Genomic DNA, 18,283 nt, shown 5'->3' on the forward strand with positions numbered 1-18,283 from the left:
CTCTTTTTCAATTGAACAGCGTTACCACCACGCCGGGCATGGCCCGGCGCTACCGCCCAATCAGGCGAACGGATCCTGCAGGACCATGGTGTGGTCGCGGTCCGGGCCGGTGGAAACGATGCTGATCGGGCAACCGGCCAGCTCTTCCAGCGAACGCAGGTAAGCACGTGCGGCCGGCGGCAGCTCGTCCCAGTTGGTGATGCCGTGGGTGTTCTCGCTCCAGCCCGGGAACTCCAGGTACACCGGGGTGCAGTCTTCCCAGCCCTGTGCGTCCAGCGGCGCGTACTCGGTGCGCTTGCCGTTGTATTCGTAGGCGATGCAGACCTTCAGCTTTTCCATGCCGTCCAGCACGTCCAGCTTGGTGATGCACAGGCCGCTGATGCCGTTGATGGCCACGGCGCGCTTCAGCGCGACGATGTCCATCCAACCGCAACGACGCGGGCGACCGGTCGAGGCACCGTACTCGGCGCCGCGGTCACGGATGCCCTGGCCGACTTCATCGTCCAGTTCGGTCGGGAACGGGCCACCGCCGACGCGGGTGGCGTAGGCCTTGGCGATGCCCAGCACGTAGTCGATCGAATCGGCGCCGACGCCGGAACCGGCCAGCGCGCCACCGACGGTGGTGTTGGAGCTGGTGACGTACGGGTAGGTGCCGTGGTCGATGTCCAGCAGCGCACCCTGCGCACCTTCGAACAGCACGCGCTTACCCTGCTTGCGCAGGTCGTGCAGGATGCCGGCCACGTCGGACTTCATCGGCTGCACGTACTCGCCGAAGGCCAGTGCTTCGTCGAAGGTCTTCTGGAAGTCGACCGCATCGGTGTTCAGATACTTGGTCAGCACGAAGTTGTGGTAATCCAGCGCGGTGCGCAGCAGTTCTTCCAGCTGCTTCGGGTAATGCAGGTCGGCGATGCGGATGCCGCGACGCGCCACCTTGTCTTCGTAGGCCGGGCCGATGCCACGGCCGGTGGTGCCGATCGCCTTGCCGCCGGCAGCGCGTTCGCGCGCCTGGTCCAGGGCGATGTGGTACGGCATGATCAGCGGCGCGGCCGGGGAGATCTTCAGGCGCGAACGCACTTCCACGCCGGAGGCTTCCAGCTCGGCGATTTCCTTCTGCAGCGCGGCCGGCGAGATCACCACGCCATTGCCGATCAGGCACAGCGCATCGTCACGCAGGATGCCCGACGGGATCAGGTGCAGGACGGTCTTCTTGCCATTGATGACCAGGGTGTGGCCGGCATTGTGGCCGCCCTGGAAGCGCACCACGGCGCCGATTTCCTCAGTGAGCAGATCGACGATCTTGCCCTTGCCTTCATCGCCCCACTGGGCACCCAACACTACGACAGACTGACCCATGACGGGCTCCTCGATTTGTTGCGGCCATCGGGGCCGCGGACGGGTAAACCGTGGCGGGGCTGGCCAGCACCTGGATGGCGGCTCCAAACGGGGAGCGCCGGCGATGGAAGGCCCAGACACGGAAAAAGCCGAACGGGGAGGCCCGTCCGGCTTTTGTGCATTATCCGGGTTTCCGCGGTCGGGTGCCACCTTTCCGACGGGCGGCTTCACCGGCCGGTCAGCCGCCCCACCCGGTAGTGCCGGCCGCTGGCCGGCAATGCCAACCAAGGTTGGCATCTACCAGAGCCGGGCCACGCATGTACCGGCCGGTCAGTCGCCCCCACCCGGTAGTGCCGGCCGCTGGCCGGCAATGCCAACCAAGGTTGGCATCTACCAGAACCGGGCCACGCATGTACTGGCCGGTCAGTCGCCCCCACCCGGTAGTGCCGGGCCCACCACAGCAGGCTCAGCCCGGCCAGCAGCACCAGCCCGCCGAAGCTGCGCAGGGCCGGGCTGGGCAGGTCCAACAGGCGCTCGGCCATGCGCTTCCAGGCGAACGGGGCAACAAACAGGAACAGGCCTTCCAGCACCGCCACCAGGCAGACGGCGGCGAACAGATCTTTCATGGGGGGACTCCGGAAAAAGCACGGGGCCCGGCATCTGGCCGGGCCCCGTGGGGTAATGCCCTGAGACCTCAGCGGTCGTTCTTCAGGTACTGCAGGAACGGGTCGTTCTTGTCGAGCACGATCACGCCGTTGCCGTCGGTCATGGAGCCACGGTAGGCCTCCAGGCTGCGGTAGAACGCGTAGAACGACGGATCGGCCGAGCCGGCCTTGCCGTAGATGCGGGCCGCATCGGCATCGCCTTCACCGCGCAGGCGCTGTGCATCGCGCTCGGCCTCGGCGATCAGCACGGTGCTGTCACGGTCGGCCTGGGCGCGGATGGTCAGCGACTGTTCCTCGCCTTCCGCACGCAGCTTGGCCGCTTCCTGCTTGCGCTGCGCGCGCATGCGCTCGTACACGTCGTTGATCACCTGGCTGTCGGTCGGTAGGTCCACCTGCTTGATGCGCAGGTCGATCATCTGCATGCCCAGCCCGGCCACGGCTTCGTTGATCCCCTTCAGCTGCTCGGCGATCAGCTCGCTGCGGTCGCCGGAGACCAGCTGCTGCAGCGTGCGCGAGTTGATCTGGTTGCGCAGCGAGTCGGTGATGATCGGTGCCAGGCGGGCATTGGCGATGCGCGGATCGCCGCCGGTGGCACGGAAGTAGTCGCCCACGTTGGAGATGTAGCCGATGGCGAAGAAGTCGACGCTGACGTCCTTCTGCTCGGCGGTGAAGTAACGCGCCGGCGCGGTGTCGAGCACCTGGAAGCGGCGGTCGAAGACCTTCACCGTTTCCACCACCGGCACCTTGAAGTGCAGGCCCGGCTTGATGTCCGAACGCACCACCTTGCCCAGGTTCAGGACCATGGCGGTCTGGTCCTCACGGACCACGTACACCGAGCCGAGCAGGCCCAGCGCCACCGCCACGATCACGGCGATCCAGATAGGACTCTTCATCGGCTGCCCTCCTCACGGCCGCTCGGTCGCCCGGTCGGGCGGCCCACCGGCCGGCCCGGATCACGGGAAGCTTCCGCCGCTGCACCCGGCAGCGACGGCATCACCACGTCCGGGTTCGCCACTGCGGCCGGGGCCGAGGTGCTGGGACGGGTATCGCCGGTCATCGGCACGTAGATCAGCTGGCGGCCATCGCCACCGATCACCTTGCGGTTCTCGCTCAGCACCTGCTGCACGGTCTCCAGCCACAGGCGCTTGCGGGTCACTTCCGGGGCGTCCTTGTACTGGGCCTGCAACAGGCTGAAGCGCTGCGCGTCACCCTCGGCCTTGGACACCACGGCCTGCTTGTAGCCCTCGGCGGTGGTACGGGCGCGCGAGGCCTGGCCTCGCGCTTCCGGCACGACCTTGGCGGCGTAGGCCTGGGCTTCGTTGATCAGGCGTTCCTTGACCTGCTGGGCGCCGTTGACCTCGTCGAAGGCCGGCTTCACTTCCTCCGGCGGACGGGCGTCCTGCAGGGTCAGGCCGGTCACGGTCAGGCCGGTCTTGAACGCCTTCAGCAGCGCCTGCAGGCGCTCCTCGGCGGCCACGGCCAGCGGGCCACGGTTGTTCAGCACGGCATTGAGGTCGGCGCGGCCGACTTCCTCGCGCACCGCGCTCTGCGCCGACTGCTCCAGCACCTGGTTGGCATCAACGGTGCCGAACAGGTACTGCTGCGGGTCGTCGATGCGGTACTGGACGTTCAGCGAGACGTTGACGATGTTCTCGTCGCGGGTCAGCACCGGCACCTGGATCGAGAAGGTCTTGATCTCGGTGGCGTTGACCTTGGTGACCGATTCGATCGGCCACGGCAGCTTGAAGTTCGGGCCGGGCTGCAGGATCCGCGAGAACTGGCCGAAGCGCAGCACCACGCCACGCTGCTGTTCGCCGATCAGCTGGAAGCTGGAGAACAGCACCAGCAGCACCACGGCTGCCACCACCCAACGCATGATGCCGCCGTCGAACAGGTCCTTCAGCGGCCCGGGCAGTCCGCCCCAGCCACCACCATTGCCACCGCCGCGCGACCCGAACGGCCCGCGTCGATTGTCCTCGGGGCCTTGTCCGCCCTTGTTGCCGCCGGGTGTATTCCAGGCCATGCACGCTCCATCAAGATGTGGGCTGCGGCGCGGGCCCTTCCCGCGGCGCCAGCCGTGAAACCATTACCGATCATACAAGATGGGGCGGATCGGCAGGATCGAAAGGGGGGCAACGGGGTAAGGTGGCGTTTTCCTCGAAGTCAGGCAGCGCCGATGGCCCCCACCACCCCGTTCACCGCCTTCCGCATCGAAAACGACGACGCCGGCTACCGCAGTGGCCTGGCCCAGCTCAGGGTGGACGACCTCAACCCTGGACAGGTGCTGATCCGCGCCCACTGGTCCTCGGTCAACTACAAGGACGCCCTGGCCGGCACCGGCAAGGGGAAGATCCTCCGCCGTTTCCCGCTGGTGGGCGGCATCGACGTGGCCGGCACCGTGGTCGCCAGCACCGACCCGGACTGGCGTGAAGGCGATGCAGTACTGGCCACCGGCTGCGGACTCAGCGAGACCCGTGACGGCGGCTACAGCCAGTACGTGCGGCTGGAGTCGCGCGCGGTGATCGCGCAGCCGGCCGGGCTGAGCCCGCGCGAGGCGATGGTGCTGGGCACCGCCGGCTTCACCGCCGCGCTGGCCCTGCTGCGTATGCAGGACAACCGGCAGACCCCGGACCTCGGCCCGCTGGCGGTCACCGGCGCCAGCGGTGGCGTCGGTGCGCTGGCACTGTCGATCTTCAGCCGGGCCGGCTACAGCGTGCACGCGGTCAGCGGCAAGCCGGACCAGGCCGACTTCCTGCGCGGCATCGGTGCCAGCGAGGTGCTGCCGCGCGCGGCGCTGGCCGACCCCGGCCCGCTGCAGTCGGCGCGCTTCGGCGGTGGCCTCGACAATGCCGGCGGCGCGATGCTGGCCAGCCTGCTGGCACAGACCGTGCCCTATGGCAGCGTGGTAAGCGCCGGCCTGGCTGCCAGCCCCACGCTGGACATGACGGTGATGCCGTTCATCCTGCGCGGCGTGTCGCTTCTGGGCGTGTCCTCGGCGAACGCACCACGCGCGCTGCGCGAGGAAGTGTGGGCACGCCTGGGCAGCGAGTGGAAGCCGCAGCACCTGGACCGCATCTGCACCGCCGAGGTCGGCCTCGATGGCCTGCCAGCGGTGTTCGCACGGATGCTGGCCGGGGGTTCGCTGGGCCGCACCGTGGTGCGGATCGACTGAACGTCGCAGGCAGGCGACGGACGGCAGACGTGGCCCTCCCGCCGGTAATGTGCCCGCACTACACTGCGGGCATTACATGGGGAACAACATGGCACGCATTCTGATCGTCGACGACTCACCGTCGCAGCTGTTGGGGATACAGCGCATCGTCGAGAAGCTCGGGCACCAGATCCTGACCGCCACCGATGGCGCCGCCGGGGTCGAAACCGCCAAGGCCGAGCTGCCCGACCTGGTCCTGATGGACGTGGTGATGCCCAACCTCAACGGCTTCCAGGCCACCCGCACCCTCGCCCGCGACGAGGCCACCCGGCACATCCCGGTGATCCTGGTGACCACCAAGGACCAGGACACCGACCGCATGTGGGGCATGCGCCAGGGCGCCAAGGCCTACATCACCAAGCCGTTCTCGGAAGACGAACTCTCCGAAGTGCTGGAGCGGGTGTTCGCCGGCCAGGGCTGAAACATTCCGGTGGGTGCCAACCTTGGTTGGCACGCCTTTGCTTGGTGGGTGCCGGCCAGCGGCCGGCACTACCTTCAAATGGTTTCGCCGAAGGCCTTGGCCAGGTTCCGGTAGGCCTTCTTCTGCGCCTCGTCGGTCGCCGCCGGGGCCACGATCTCGATCTCGACGATCTGGTCACCGTCCGGATTGCCCGGCAGGCCACGTCCGCGCAGGCGCAGCTTGCGCCCGGCATCGGAGTCGGCCGGGATCTTCAGCTCCACCGCTCCGCCCAGGGTCGGTACGCTGATGCTGGTGCCCAGCGCGGCCTGCCATGGCGTGACCGGTAGCGTGTAGAGGATGTTGCGGCCATCGACCTCGAACTGCGGGTGCGCGGCGTACTCCACTTCCAGCAGCAGGTTGCCACCGTGGTTGCCCTGCCCTGCCAGGCGGATCACCTGGCCGGGACGGATGCCCTTGGGCACGCGCACGTCCAGCTGCTTGCCGTTGACGGTGATGCGCAGGCTGTCGCCGTTGTAGGCCGCCTCCAGCGGAACCGACAGCTTGGCGCGGGTATCACGGTTGGGCGCATGCCCCTGGCTGCTGAAGCCAGGCCCCGGGCCGGCGCCGCCACGCTGGCGTGCGAACAGGCTCTCGAAGAAGTCGCTGAAGCCGCCATTGGGGCCGCCACCGCCGAACACTTCCTCGAAATTGAAGCCACCGGCGCCGCCATAGTTCGGCGGCACGTTGAATTCCTCGCCCGGGCGGTAGCCCTGCGCGCGCAGCTGGTCATAGGCCGCGCGCTTCTCGGGATCGCGCAGCGCCTCGTAGGCCTCGTTGACCGCCTTGAACTTGTCTTCGGCCCCGGCCTCCTTGCTGACGTCCGGGTGGTACTTGCGTGCCAGTCGGCGGTAGGCGGTCTTGATCTCCGCCTCGCCCGCGCTCGGTTCCACCCCCAGGGTGGCGTAGTAATCCTTGAATTCCATCCAGCTACCTCGATTCGCTTCGGCCGCGCCGGTGGCGCCGCCCCGGGTTCATTCTACGCGCCAGCGATGCTACGCCGCCCATCGTGCGGCCGCGGTGAGGCCGACTGATCCTGCGCAATGCGGCTGCCATCCCGATGCCCCAGGCTGTGGCTGGAAGCCTCCGCCGCAACGCCTGAAGATGGGGCCTGCACACGGGTTTTCCAATGTCTTGACGCCCCTGTCCCATCCGGCCCACTAGCCTGCCCCTGCAAGGAGTTCACCATGACCATCCACGTTGGCGACCGCATCCCGGAAGTGACCCTCAAGCGCATCCGTGAGGGCATCGAAACGCTCGATACGCATTCGCTGTTCGACGCACGCAAGGTGGTGCTGTTTGCCGTGCCCGGTGCATTCACCCCGACCTGTTCGGCCCGCCACCTGCCCGGCTACGTCGAAAAGTTCGAGGCGTTCCGCCAGCGCGGCATCGACGTCTACTGCATGGCGGTCAACGACCCCTTCGTGATGAAGGCCTGGGCCGCCGACCAAAGCGTGCCCGATGGCCTGCTGATGCTGTCCGATGGCAATGCCGAACTGACCCGCGCGCTCGGCCTGGAACTCGATGCCAGCGCCTCGGGCATGGGCATCCGCTCGCGCCGGTTCGCGCTGTACGTGGTCGACGGCGTGGTGCGCGCGGCCTGGATCGAACAGCCCGGCCAGTTCGAAGTCTCTTCAGCCGAGTACGTGCTGGAGCACCTGCCCACCTGACTACCAACCGCAAGAGGAACCGGCCAGCCATGTCCAGCAAGCCAGCCAAAGCCCCCAAGCCCGCCGCGAATATTCCCGGCATCAGCGACCGCAAGACCCTGCGTGACCGCGCCCGGCGCAACATCGAGGATGGTGCGATCACCGACAGCTACAGCGCCGACCGCAAGGTGGTGATCAAGCTGCTCAACGATGCCCTGGCCACCGAATACGTGTGCGTGCTGCGCTACTACCGGCACTACTTCATGGCCAAGGGCATGCTGGCCGACGCGGTCAAGGCCGAGTTCCTCGAACATGCACAGCAGGAACAGGCTCATGCCGGCAAGCTGGCCGAGCGCATCGTCCAGCTCGGTGGCGAGCCCGATTTCAACCCCGATACGCTGACCGCGCGTTCGCATGCCGAGTACAAGGAAGGCAGCGACCTGCGCGACATGGTCCGCGAGAACCTGGTGGCCGAGCGCATCGCCATCGACAGCTACCGCGAGATGATCAACTTCATCGGCGATCGCGATACCACCACCAAACGCATCCTCGAAGAGATCCTGGCGCAGGAAGAGGAACACGCCGACGAATTCGCCGACCTGCTGGATGGGTGGATCGGGGAATGATCTGGTAGATGACCACCTTGGTGGGCGCCTTTGCCGCGTGCCAACCCAGGTTGGCACCTACCAGAGCACGACGATGTCGTTGGCGCTGGACCGAGCGCCGACCAAGGTCGGCACCTACCGCAGGACGTTGAATCGCACCTGCGTCCATGCGCCATCGGCCGCCAACGCGGTCAGGGTATGTGCCCCCGGTTCGGCAAACTCACGCTGCATCAGCTGCGCGCCACGGGTCTGTGCGATCCAGCGTCCATCCAGCAGCCAGTCCACCGCCTGCTCGCTGCCCAGTGCGCGCAGCTGCAGGCGCACGCCATGCTCCGCATTCGGCGAGCGCGCCAGCGTGGCGCCATCGTTGAGCCCGTCGATGTGCAGTGCGACGCTGGCCTCGCGGCCATCATCCCGGCAATCCGGCGACAGCGGCGGCAGCTGCGAGGCCTCGCGCGTGGCCTTGGACAGCCAGGGCGACAGCAACGCCGGCCAGCGCGCGATCTCACGCGCCACTTCTTCATGGGGCGCGCTGCAATCGGCGGATACACGCAGGCCGCTGCGGGCATCGGCCAGGTAGCGCTGTCGGCCCGGCTGCCAGCGCCGTGCTTCGCGCTCGGGGAAGGTTGGCGGTGCGGCGCCCTCAAGCAGGTACGCCGGCATCCGCCGCTGGCAGAGTGCGGCCGGCAGGCCTTCGGCCCGCTCGCCGGTCGGCCAGCAGATGTCTTCCTGGCTGACGCTGGCCGGCATCGGTGCGGCAGCCGAATCACCGCGCTGGCGCGGCAGGCTGTCCACCACTTCGAACATCAGCGGGAGGGCGGTGACCGCGCCGTACTGGCCCGGTAACGGCGTGCCGTCCGGACGCCCCACCCATACGCCCACGGTGTAGTGGCGGGTGCTGCCGATCGCCCACGCATCGCGGTAGCCATAACTGGTGCCGGTCTTCCAGGCCACGCGCGGGCGGCCACCGACGTCGAAGGTGCCGACGCTGTAGCCCGGGCGCGGATTCGACTCCAGCATCTCGCGCACGATCCAGCTGGCGCCCGGCGAGGCCAGGCGGCGCTCGATCATCGGCTCATCATCGGTGTAACGCACGCGGCCGGCGATGCCGTTGCGGTTCAGCGCAGCAAACGCGCCGACCAGATCCTCCAGGCGCGCGCCGGTGCCGCCCAGGATCAACGACAGGTTGGGCGTGCTGCCGGGCGGGAAACGCAGCTGGATGCCGGCGTGTGACAGGCGCGCGGCAAAGCGCGCCGCGCCGACCCGCTGCAGCAGGTCCACCGAAGGCACGTTCAGCGACAGCCGCAACGCGCTGGCGGCGCCGATCGGCCCGTTGAACGCCATGTCGAAGTTGCCGGGGCGGTAGCTGCCGAAACTCTGCGGTGCGTCGACCAGCAGGCTTTCCGAATGGATCAGGCCATCATCCAGCGCCATCGCGTACAGGAACGGCTTGAGCGTGGAGCCCGGCGAGCGCCACGCCTGCACCATGTCCACGTGGCCCAGTCGCTGGCGGTCACCGAACGCCAGGGTGCCGACATAGGCGCGCGCCTGCAGGGTCTGGTTGTCGACCACCAGCAGCGCGGCCGATGTACGTTCCGGCAGCGTCGAGAAATAGCTGGCCACGCGTTCTTCCAGCGTGCGTTGCAGACCGATGTCGATGCTGCTCTGGATGCGTGCCTGGCCCGGATGCGCCGAATGCAGGCGCTGCGCCAGCAGCGCGGCGTGCAGCGGCGGCCGCAGCGAGCGTGCCACCACGTTCTCGATGCGCGCGTCCTCTACCTCGTCCGGCGTCCACGCACCCAGTTCGGCCATGCGTGACAGCACCTTGTCGCGCGCCTTCTGCGCCGCTTCCGGGTGGCGGTCCGGGCGCAGCCGGCTCGGCGCCTGCGGCAGCACCGCCAGCAGCGCGGCCTCGGCGTGCGACAGCTGCGCCGCCGGCTTGCCCAGGTAGGCCCAGCTGGCCGCTTCCACGCCCTCGATGGTGCCGCCGTAAGGCGCCCGCTCCAGGTACAAGGCCAGGATCTGTTGCTTGCTCAGGTGCGCTTCCAGCTGCACCGCGCGCAGCATCTGCTTGAGCTTGCCCCACGGCGTGCGCGTGTGCGGGTCGAGGATGCGTGCGACCTGCATGGTCAGGGTCGAACCGCCGGACACGATGCGGCCGCCGCGCAGCAGCTGGCCACTGGCACGCAGGATCGCCAGCGGGTTGATGCCCGGATGCTGCCAGAACCAGCGGTCTTCGTAGGTCAGCAACGCCTGCAGGTACAACGGCGAGACGCTGTCGATCGACGCCGGATAGCGCCACACGCCTTCGGCATCGGCGAATGCGCGCAGCGGCGTGCCGTCGGCAGCCACCACCAGGGTGCTGGTATCGCGCTGCTTCGGCAGCGGTGGCGGGAAGGCGACATCCAGCACCAGCAGTAGCGTCAGCATGGCCGCCGTGCCCCATCGCAGCCACGGCCACAGCGGCCGCAGCCGGCGGCGCAGGGCCGCCAGCCGGGTCGTCATCGTGCGTTTCATTGCAGGCTGCCAGTGGGACGGGCCGCGCCGTCGCGGCCCGTCCGCGCGGTCACGGCTGCACCACCGTGATCGTGGTCGGGTTGCTGCGGCCGACGCCACGCAGCTGCGGGCGGTACATGTCCTCCACCAGCGGCGGCGGCACCGAGTAGGTACCCGGGGTCACCGCACGCACCAGGTAGAACACGCTGGCCTTGCTGCCACGCGAGAGCTTCAGCGCGGCCACATAGCGGTCGTCGCGGAACTCTTCGTGCTTGGTGTCGGCCGCTTCACCACGGTCGCTGATGGTGATGCCATCGACCACCACATCGGCCCACTGCTTGGCGTCGCCCAGGTTGAAGTTCTCGATTTCCAGGCCCGCCGGCAGCAGGTCGGTCAGCAACGCATCGGGCATCGTGGTGTCGGCGGTGACGGTGACACGCACGATGAGCGCTTCGCCTTCCTTCAGCGGACGCGGCGACCACGGCTTGCCATCGGTGCCGTAGTAGCTGCGCTCGATGCCGAGCACGCTGTTGTCCGGTGCCGGCGCACTGCGCGGGATACCCGCCACGTCGATGCTGGCGAACATCGGCGGCTGGCCCTGCGGGGTGAAGCGCACGCCACTGGCCAGTTCGCTGGCGCTGAAGTTGCGGCCGAACAGCTTGCGTTCGCTGATCGCTTCGGTCGTGCCGCCGATCACCAGCTCACCGGCCACCAGCGCCTTCTGGTTGGCAGCCAGGGCCTTGCCGAGGCGGGCGATAGCCACCTGCTCCTGCGTGCTGAGCCACATCCAGCCGGCATTGCGGCGGGCATCCAGGCCACGGCCCAGATCCACCGCACGTGCATCCCAGGCCGGCTTGGCCAGCTTGTTCTCGTGGGTCAGCGCGATCATCAGCGCGTCATCACGGATCGCGCTGCCGTAGTCACCGAAGTACGACGGGCGTTCGCTGCTGGATTTGGCGAAGGCTGCGGCCAGCGCGGCCTGGCCACGCTTGGCATCGCCCTGCAACGACAGCGCCACGCCCAGGTGGACCAGCGACAGGCCGCCGACCGCCTTGCTGCGCTCGTTGTCGTACAGCGTGCGCAGGGTACCCAGCGGCGCACGGTTGACCCGGGCCAGCACATAGCCCGAATACGCCTGGTTGGCGAACTTCAGCTTCTCGCGGTCGTCCTGGCCGTAGAACTGATTGCCACCGGACAGCAGGTCCTCGCTGAGGCGGTTGAGCGCCTTCTGCAGCACGTTGTCGGGCACCGCGAAGCCGGCATCCTTGGCGTCGAGCAGGAACTCGGTGATGTAAGGGGTCAGCCACGGGTTCACGTAGCCATCGTCACCCCACATCGAGAAGTTGCCGTTGGCCACCTGCATCGACGCCAGGCGGCCGAACGCGCCTTCCATGCGCTCGCGGCGGGTCTTGGCGTCCAGGCCGTCGGCGCCAAGCATCGACGACGTGGCCTGATCCAGGATCAGCGCGGCGTAGCCCTTGCTGGTGGTCTGCTCGGCACAGCCATACGGGTAGTTCAACGCGCCCTGCAGCGCACTGGCGAACGGGATCGGTGGCAGCGGGCTGACCAGCAGGCGTGCATTCACCGACTCGGACATCAGGCCATCGGTCAGGCTGTTGTCGAGGCTGACCGCGGCCAGCGGATCGAGCGTGCGCACCTGCGAGCGCAGCACCTGCGGCCACGCCGCACGCACCGGCAGCTCGTAACGGCGATCGGCCTTGAAGCCGTTGCCGTCCACGCGCACCCGCACCTTGGCCACGCTGTGGCCCTCGCGTGCCGACAGCGGGAAGCTCAACGTGGTCTTGGCGTCGGCATTCAGCTGCACGCTGCGGCTGCCCTCGCCCAGGTTCAGCGGCCCCTCGCTTTCCACCTTCACGTTGAACTGGCCGGGCTTGCCGGTGAAGTTCTGCACGTCCAGGGTCACGGTGCTGCGGTCGCCCGGCGCCAGCACGCGCGGCATGCTGGCCTCGGCCAGGATCGGCGCACGCACCACGGTTTCCACGTCGCGCTTGCCGTACTGGTCATCGCTGTAGACCAGTGCCGACACGCGCAGGGTGCCGTTGAAGTCCGGCACCTTCAGGCGGATGCGGGCGATGCCCTTGGCGTCAAGCTGCACCGGGCCGGAGAACAGGTCCACGGTCTGCACGCGGGCGGTGGGGCGCTTGGCCTGCGGCAACGCCTGCAGGGCCATGTCACCGCCGAACTTGAGCTTGCCGGCGCCACCGTCGAAGCTCTCGATCACCCGGCTGTAGATGTCGTAGGCATCAATGCCGAGGCGACGCTGCGCGAAGAAGTGCGCGCCGGCATCCGGCACCGGGAAGCGGGTGATGTTGAGGATGCCCACGTCCACCGCCGACACGGTGACGTGTGCGGTCTTGCCCGCCAGCTGCGGTGCGCTGACCGTTACCGGCAGGTCCTGCTCCGGGCGCATCTGCTTGGGCGCGACCAGGCCGACGGCCACGGTGCGGCCCTTGCGGTCCATCGGCACATGCACCACGCCCACGGCACGCGCCGGGGTGATCTTGCTCGGCGCACTGCCGCCACGGAACACCAGCGCGGTGATGTAGACGTCGTGCCGCTCCCAGTCGGCGGTGACCGGAATCTTGAAGGTCGAACCCGGCTTGGCCTCGATGTCCTGCACGTACAGCATGCGGTCGGTCTCGACCATCAGGATGCCCTTGCCAGCGTGCGGCGGGGTCACCGTCACTTCCAGCGTGTCACCGGCCTTGTAGCCGGTCTTGTCCAGGCCCAGCTTGACCTTGTCCGGGCGTGCGTCCAGGCCGCGGTTGTCATCGCCCCAGCTCCAGCCGGCGCGGAACGGGTAGCGGCTGGTCAGGCCGGTGGACGGATCGAACACGTCCACCCGGTATTCGCCCCACTCCACCGGGAAATCGAAGGCGACCGCGCTGCTGCCGGCATCGACGGTACGGGTTTCCTTGTTCTCGAAGCGGCGGGTGAAATCGTAGTCCCAGCGGTTGTCGTTGAACGTCCAGTGATAATCGCGCAGTTCGCGCACCAGGGTGATCTTCAGGCCCTTGGCCGGCTGTGGGTTACCGGCGGCGTCCACGCGCATCAGCTCGAAGCGCGCATTGCCGTTGGAATCGGCGCCATCATCGGGGTTGAACAGCGGGCGCACGCCGACCAGCGCATTGGCCGGCCACATCACCCGCTTCAGGGTACGGGTGACCGTGCGGCCACCGGTTTCATACAGGCTTCCGGACAGCACCACCGCGATCGGCGCCTTGGCCTTGGCCGCCTCTTCCGGCAATGCCACGTCCTCGCGCAGCTGGCCATTGGCCGGCAGCGTGGTATCGATCACGTCCTTGGCTTCGCGCGGCAGCTGCAGGGTCGGGTCGCCGAAGAAGTAGCCCGGCAGGCCGTCCACCGGCTTCTGTTCGGCCGCCACCGCCATGCGCGCGGTGAAGCGGTTGCCATCGGCCGGCGCGCCATACAGGTACGCGCCATTGGCCTGCAGGCGCAGCTCTTCGCCCGGCTTCAGGGTCTTCTGTGCGCTGTCCAGGTCCAGTTTCATGCGCTCGGGCAGGAACTCCTCGATGCGCAGGGTCATGCCCTGGATCGCTTCCTTGCTGGCCGGGTCAGTGCGGAACTCGACCTGCCAGCGCCCGGTCGGCGCCTCGGCCGGAATCACCTGTTCGAAGTTGATGTAGCCCTGGTCGCCCGGCTGCAGGCGGGTCTCGCGGAAGGTCTTGCCGTCGGGCTGCTTCAGGCGCAGGAACACCGGTTGCGCCTTGACCGGCTTGCCGTCGTTGTCGCGCAGCAGCGCGGACAGGCGCACGGTTTCGCCCGGGCGATACAGGTCACGGCCCGACCATGCGTAGACGTCGAACCACGCGTTGTCACGGCCGGCCACGGCGAACTCGCTCAGGTCCAGCGACGGCTGATTGAACGGCAGGAAGCTGGTGTCCTTGCCACTGCTGGCGACCAGCACGTGGGTCGCATCCAAGGTGTAGTTCAGCAGCGCATTGCCGTTGCCGTCGGTGCTGCCCTTCAGCACCACCTCGCCCTTGGCATCGAGCACGCGCAGGTCGATGCCCTTCAGCGGCGCGCCGTCCTTCAGGCCAGCGGTGTGCACGAACAGCTTGTCCTTGTAGGCACGCGTATGCAGGCCGATGTCACTGACCGAGAAGAACGCGGTATCGAACTCGCCTTCATAGTCACCGGTGCGCTTGAGCAGGGCGAAATACAGGCCCGGCTCCTGCAGTTCCTTGATGTCCTGGGTCGGCAGGTAGGTCAGCACCCGCTCGTTCTGCTTGCCACCGAGGATGAAGCGGTTGACGTAGACCGGTTCGGCCAGCTTGTTGATCGGGCTGCGCTCGTAGTCGCTGCTCAGTTCCCAGCTGCCACGGCGGCCGCCGCGCTGGTACTGGCTGAAGAAGGTCGGCAGGTCCTTCTCGCGCACGCGCAGGAACTCGACGTCGACCTCCGGCACGTTCACCGAGACCACCGGCAGGCCGCGGCTGTCCTTGGCCGGCAGCACGCTGCCCTGCGAGGCGAAGCCGACCACCGGCTTCAGCTCGCCGCTGAACACCTTCTGCTTCAGTTCCTTGCCCAGGCGGCTGCCATCGGCGGCCAGCAGGTCGGCCGAGACCACCAGGCTGAACTCCTTGCCGGCCTCGACGAACGGGTAGCGCAGGGTCAGGCCGTCGTCGGACAGCGTCCAGCTGCTGTCATCGGTGCCGACCTTCTCCTCGAAGCGCACCAGCTTGTCGAAGTCCTGGGTGCCGACCAGCGGGCGCGAGAACTCCAGCGCCAATGACAGGCCGTCATTCTTCTGGTCCGGGTAGGCGCGCAGCAGGGTGAATTCCTTCACCTGCTCGGACTTGGTGGTGATGGCTTCGCCGCTGGCCTTGGGCAGCTGCCCGTTGTCATTGCGACAACCGGCCAGCCCCAGCAACAGGCCTCCTGCCAGTACCGCCGCCGCCCATCCCCACCGCTTCCGCCGTGCCGGACCGCTCATGTCGTCACTCCTTGATCGAGGCGGCCATTATAGGCGCGCCGCGTCAAGGTGTTGACGCGAATCCGGCAATTGCCCGGGGCGGGCAGTGCCGGCCGCTGACCGGCAGGACCGGTAGCCGCCAACCTTGGTTGGCAGCATTGGCCCCGTGCCAACCAAGGTTGGCACCCACCAACGCGCCCCTACCCCGGCAGGTACAGATCCACGTAGTCGGTCACCGGCATCGCCGCCAGCGCCACCGGGTCCAGCGACGCGGCCAGGATGCGCTGCTGCTGGGTGGTCGGGAAGCGGTGGGCCAGGTGCCGGCGGAATTTGTCCATCAGCAGCGGAATGCCTTCCTCGCGGCGCCGGGCATGGCCCAGCGGGTACTCCACCAGCACCTCCGGCAGTTCGCTGCCATCGGTGAAACGCACGCTCAGGCCGTTGGCGATGCTGCGCTTGTCCGGGTCCAGGTAATCGGCGCTGAGCCGAGGGTCTTCATGGCAGGCCATCTTCGCGCGCAGCGCGTCGATGTGCGGATCGGCGGCAACGTCGTCCTCGTAGTCCTCGGCCACCAGCCGCCCATGCAGCAGCGCGATGGCGACCATGTACTGCACGCAGTGGTCGCGGTCGGCCGGATTGTGCAGCGGGCCCTGCTTGTCGATGATGCGGATGCAGGCTTCCTGGGTGCGGATCGCGATATGCGCGATGTCTTCGACCCGGCGCCCCATCGCGCGCAACTGCTGGTGCAGCGCGATCGCTGCTTCGACCGCGGTCTGGCCGTGGAACTCGGCCGGGTAGCTGATCTTGAACAGCACGTTCTCCATCACATAGCTGCCCAGCGGCCGCCCCAGCGTCAGCTGCTGGCCGTGCATCGACACTGCCTCAAAGCCCCAGGTCGGCGCGCTCAGCACACTGGGGTAGCCCATTTCGCCACTGGCCGCCATCAAGGCGAGGCGCACGCCACGACTGGTCGCATCGCCGGCCGCCCAGCTCTTGCGCGAGCCGGTGTTGGGCGCATGACGATAGGTGCGCAGCGCCTGGCCATCGACCCAGGCCAGCGACAGGGCATTGAGCATGCGTTCGCGATCCAGCCCGAGCAGGTGCGCGACCACCGCCGTGGTGGCCACCTTGACCAGCACCACATGGTCCAGCCCGACCCGGTTGAACGAATTCTGCAGGGCCAGCACGCCCTGGATCTCATGCGCCTTGATCATCGCCAGCAGCACGTCGTGCAGGGTCGGCGGCGGGCGACGCAGGGCCTGTGCGTTTCGCCCCAGCCAGTCGCAGACGGCGAGGATGCCGCCGAGGTTGTCCGAGGGATGACCCCATTCGGCGGCCAGCCAGGTGTCGTTGAAATCCAGCCAGCGCACCATCGCGCCGAGGTTGAAGGCGGCCTGCACCGGGTCCAGCACGTAGTGCGTACCCGGCACGCGCGCACCGTTGACCACGCTGATGCCCGGCACCAGCGGCCCGAGCAGCTTGCTGCAGGCCGGGAAAGACAACGCTTCCAGCCCGCAGCCCAGCGTATCGAGCAGGCAGTGATGCGCGGTCTGGAACGCCAGCGGTGAGTCGATGCGCGCGTCGCGCACGTAGTCGACAATGTCCACCAGCAGCGGATCCCACGCTGCACGTTCGTTGGATGGCGGGGCGTTGCTGGACATCGTCGATCTCCTCGTTGCAGTGCACGGTTGCCCGTGCACCATGCCAACCAAGGTTGGCAGCTACCAGAGCACTATTCGGCCGGCACCCGCACCTTGCCTTCCATCAATACGCGGGCACTGCGGCTCATGATGGCCTTGGTCACCGTCCACTGGCCGTCAACGCGTCCGGCCTGCGCACCCACGCGCAGCGTGCCGGAGGGATGGCCGAAGGTCACCGCCTCGCGTTCGCCGCCACCGGCGGCACGATTGACCAGGGTGCCTGGAATCGCCGCCGCGGTGCCGATCGCCACGGCCGCGGTACCCATCATCGCGTGGTGCAGCTTGCCCATCGACAGCGCGCGCGCGTGCAGGTCGATGGCCGAGGCCGCAATGGCCTTGCCGCTGGACGACACGTAGTCCTGTGCCGGCGCCACGAAGGCCACCTTCGGCGTGTGCTGGCGGGTGGCGGCGTCTTCCAGTTTCGAGATCAGGCCCATGCGCAGCGCGCCATGCGCACGGATGGTTTCGAACTTCTGCAATGCTGCCTTGTCTTCGTTGATCGCCGGCTGCAGCTCGGTGCCGGTGTAGCCCAGATCGGCGGCGTTGAGGAAGATGGTCGGAATACCGGCGGTGATCATCGTCACCTCGAAGCTGCCCACACCGGGTACGTCGAGGGTGTCCACCAGATTGCCGGTGGGGAACATCGCGCCGGCATCGCCGTCGTCGGAGGGATCGATGAATTCGAGCTGGATCTCGGCGGCCGGGAAGGTCACGCCGTCCAGCTCGAAATCGCCGGTCTCCTGCACTTGGCCATCGCGCATCGGCACGTGGGCGATGATGGTCTTGCCGATGTTGGCCTGCCAGATGCGCACGGTGCACAGGCCGTCATGCGGCACGCGGGCCGGATCGATCAGGCCGTTGGCAATCGCGAACGGGCCGACCGCGGTGCTGAGATTGCCGCAGTTGCCGCTCCAGTCGACGAAGGCGGTTTCGATCGAGACCTGGCCGTACAGATAATCCACGTCGTGGTCAGGCACCGAAGCGGCGGAAATGATCACGCACTTGCTGGTGCTGGAGGTGGCACCGCCCATGCCGTCGGTCTGCTTGCCATACGGATCGGGCGAGCCGATCACGCGCATCAGCAGTGCATCGCGTGCGGCGCCCGGCACCTGCGCGGCCTCGGGCAGGTCCTGCAGGCGGAAGAACACGCCCTTGCTGGTGCCACCGCGCATGTAGGTGGCGGGAATACGGAGTTGGGGAAGGAAGGTCAT

Annotated in this window: 12 protein-coding genes and 1 pseudogene; 4 read left to right on the forward strand and 9 right to left on the reverse strand. The window is 67.8% G+C overall.

Translation table 11 applies throughout. The annotated features are described in order from the left end of the window. Positions 1 to 60 precede the first annotated feature (60 nt). The 4 genes and pseudogenes from O0J73_RS10430 to hflK form a co-directional block, all read right to left on the reverse strand. The gene (locus O0J73_RS10430; protein WP_006463282.1) at positions 61 to 1,353 is read right to left on the reverse strand and encodes an adenylosuccinate synthase; all 1,293 of its coding nucleotides are present in this window, start codon (positions 1,351 to 1,353) and stop codon (positions 61 to 63) included. 422 nt (positions 1,354 to 1,775) lie between these two features. After that, positions 1,776 to 1,958, reverse strand: a pseudogene (locus tag O0J73_RS10435) (DUF2065 family protein); the annotation flags it as partial. A gap of 68 nt (positions 1,959 to 2,026) precedes the next feature. Then, a complete protein-coding gene (locus O0J73_RS10440; protein ID WP_006463283.1) occupies positions 2,027 to 2,890 on the reverse strand; it encodes a protease modulator HflC in 864 nt (287 codons plus the stop codon). After that, positions 2,887 to 4,020 (reverse strand): FtsH protease activity modulator HflK, encoded by a 1,134-nt coding sequence (gene hflK / locus O0J73_RS10445; RefSeq protein ID WP_006463285.1) that lies wholly within the window; start codon positions 4,018 to 4,020, stop codon positions 2,887 to 2,889. The genes O0J73_RS10440 and hflK overlap by 4 nt, the downstream gene beginning before the upstream one ends. A gap of 153 nt (positions 4,021 to 4,173) precedes the next feature. Here hflK and O0J73_RS10450 point away from each other — a divergent pair, with 153 nt between their 5' ends. Further along, positions 4,174 to 5,169 carry a YhdH/YhfP family quinone oxidoreductase gene (locus O0J73_RS10450; protein WP_308308650.1) on the forward strand — a complete coding sequence of 332 codons (996 nt, stop codon included), beginning with the start codon at positions 4,174 to 4,176 and terminating at the stop codon, positions 5,167 to 5,169. 88 nt (positions 5,170 to 5,257) lie between these two features. Further along, entirely contained in the window at positions 5,258 to 5,629 is a 372-nt protein-coding gene (gene pilH / locus O0J73_RS10455) for a twitching motility response regulator PilH (protein ID WP_005410644.1), read from the forward strand. Between the two features lie 74 nt (positions 5,630 to 5,703). Here pilH and O0J73_RS10460 read toward each other — a convergent pair whose 3' ends face one another. Further along, positions 5,704 to 6,591, reverse strand: a complete 888-nt coding sequence (locus tag O0J73_RS10460) for a DnaJ C-terminal domain-containing protein (protein ID WP_049457947.1) — start codon at positions 6,589 to 6,591, stop codon at positions 5,704 to 5,706. A 261-nt stretch (positions 6,592 to 6,852) separates the two neighbouring features. On the opposite strand from O0J73_RS10460, the gene O0J73_RS10465 reads away from it, so the two are divergent. Together O0J73_RS10465 and O0J73_RS10470 are read left to right on the forward strand one after the other, a co-directional pair. Next, entirely contained in the window at positions 6,853 to 7,335 is a 483-nt protein-coding gene (locus O0J73_RS10465; RefSeq protein ID WP_008267565.1) for a peroxiredoxin, read from the forward strand. A gap of 29 nt (positions 7,336 to 7,364) precedes the next feature. Beyond that, on the forward strand, positions 7,365 to 7,940 hold the full coding sequence (locus O0J73_RS10470; protein WP_308308652.1) for a ferritin-like domain-containing protein: 576 nt from the start codon (positions 7,365 to 7,367) through the stop codon (positions 7,938 to 7,940). A gap of 114 nt (positions 7,941 to 8,054) precedes the next feature. Here O0J73_RS10470 and pbpC read toward each other — a convergent pair whose 3' ends face one another. From pbpC to prpF, 4 genes are all read right to left on the reverse strand, one after another. Further along, on the reverse strand, positions 8,055 to 10,436 hold the full coding sequence (gene pbpC, locus O0J73_RS10475) for a penicillin-binding protein 1C (protein ID WP_308308653.1): 2,382 nt from the start codon (positions 10,434 to 10,436) through the stop codon (positions 8,055 to 8,057). Between the two features lie 49 nt (positions 10,437 to 10,485). Further along, positions 10,486 to 15,393, reverse strand: a complete 4,908-nt coding sequence (locus O0J73_RS10480) for an alpha-2-macroglobulin (protein ID WP_308308654.1) — start codon at positions 15,391 to 15,393, stop codon at positions 10,486 to 10,488. A 179-nt stretch (positions 15,394 to 15,572) separates the two neighbouring features. Continuing rightward, the gene (locus tag O0J73_RS10485; RefSeq protein ID WP_006463483.1) at positions 15,573 to 17,033 is read right to left on the reverse strand and encodes a bifunctional 2-methylcitrate dehydratase/aconitate hydratase; all 1,461 of its coding nucleotides are present in this window, start codon (positions 17,031 to 17,033) and stop codon (positions 15,573 to 15,575) included. Positions 17,034 to 17,104: 71 nt separating this feature from the next. Next, positions 17,105 to 18,283, reverse strand: coding sequence for a 2-methylaconitate cis-trans isomerase PrpF (gene prpF, locus O0J73_RS10490; RefSeq protein WP_164241820.1), 1,179 nt, complete (start codon positions 18,281 to 18,283; stop codon positions 17,105 to 17,107).

The sequence above is a fragment of the Stenotrophomonas sp. Sm6012 genome (genome assembly GCF_030985895.1).
Taxonomy (GTDB): domain Bacteria; phylum Pseudomonadota; class Gammaproteobacteria; order Xanthomonadales; family Xanthomonadaceae; genus Stenotrophomonas; species Stenotrophomonas forensis.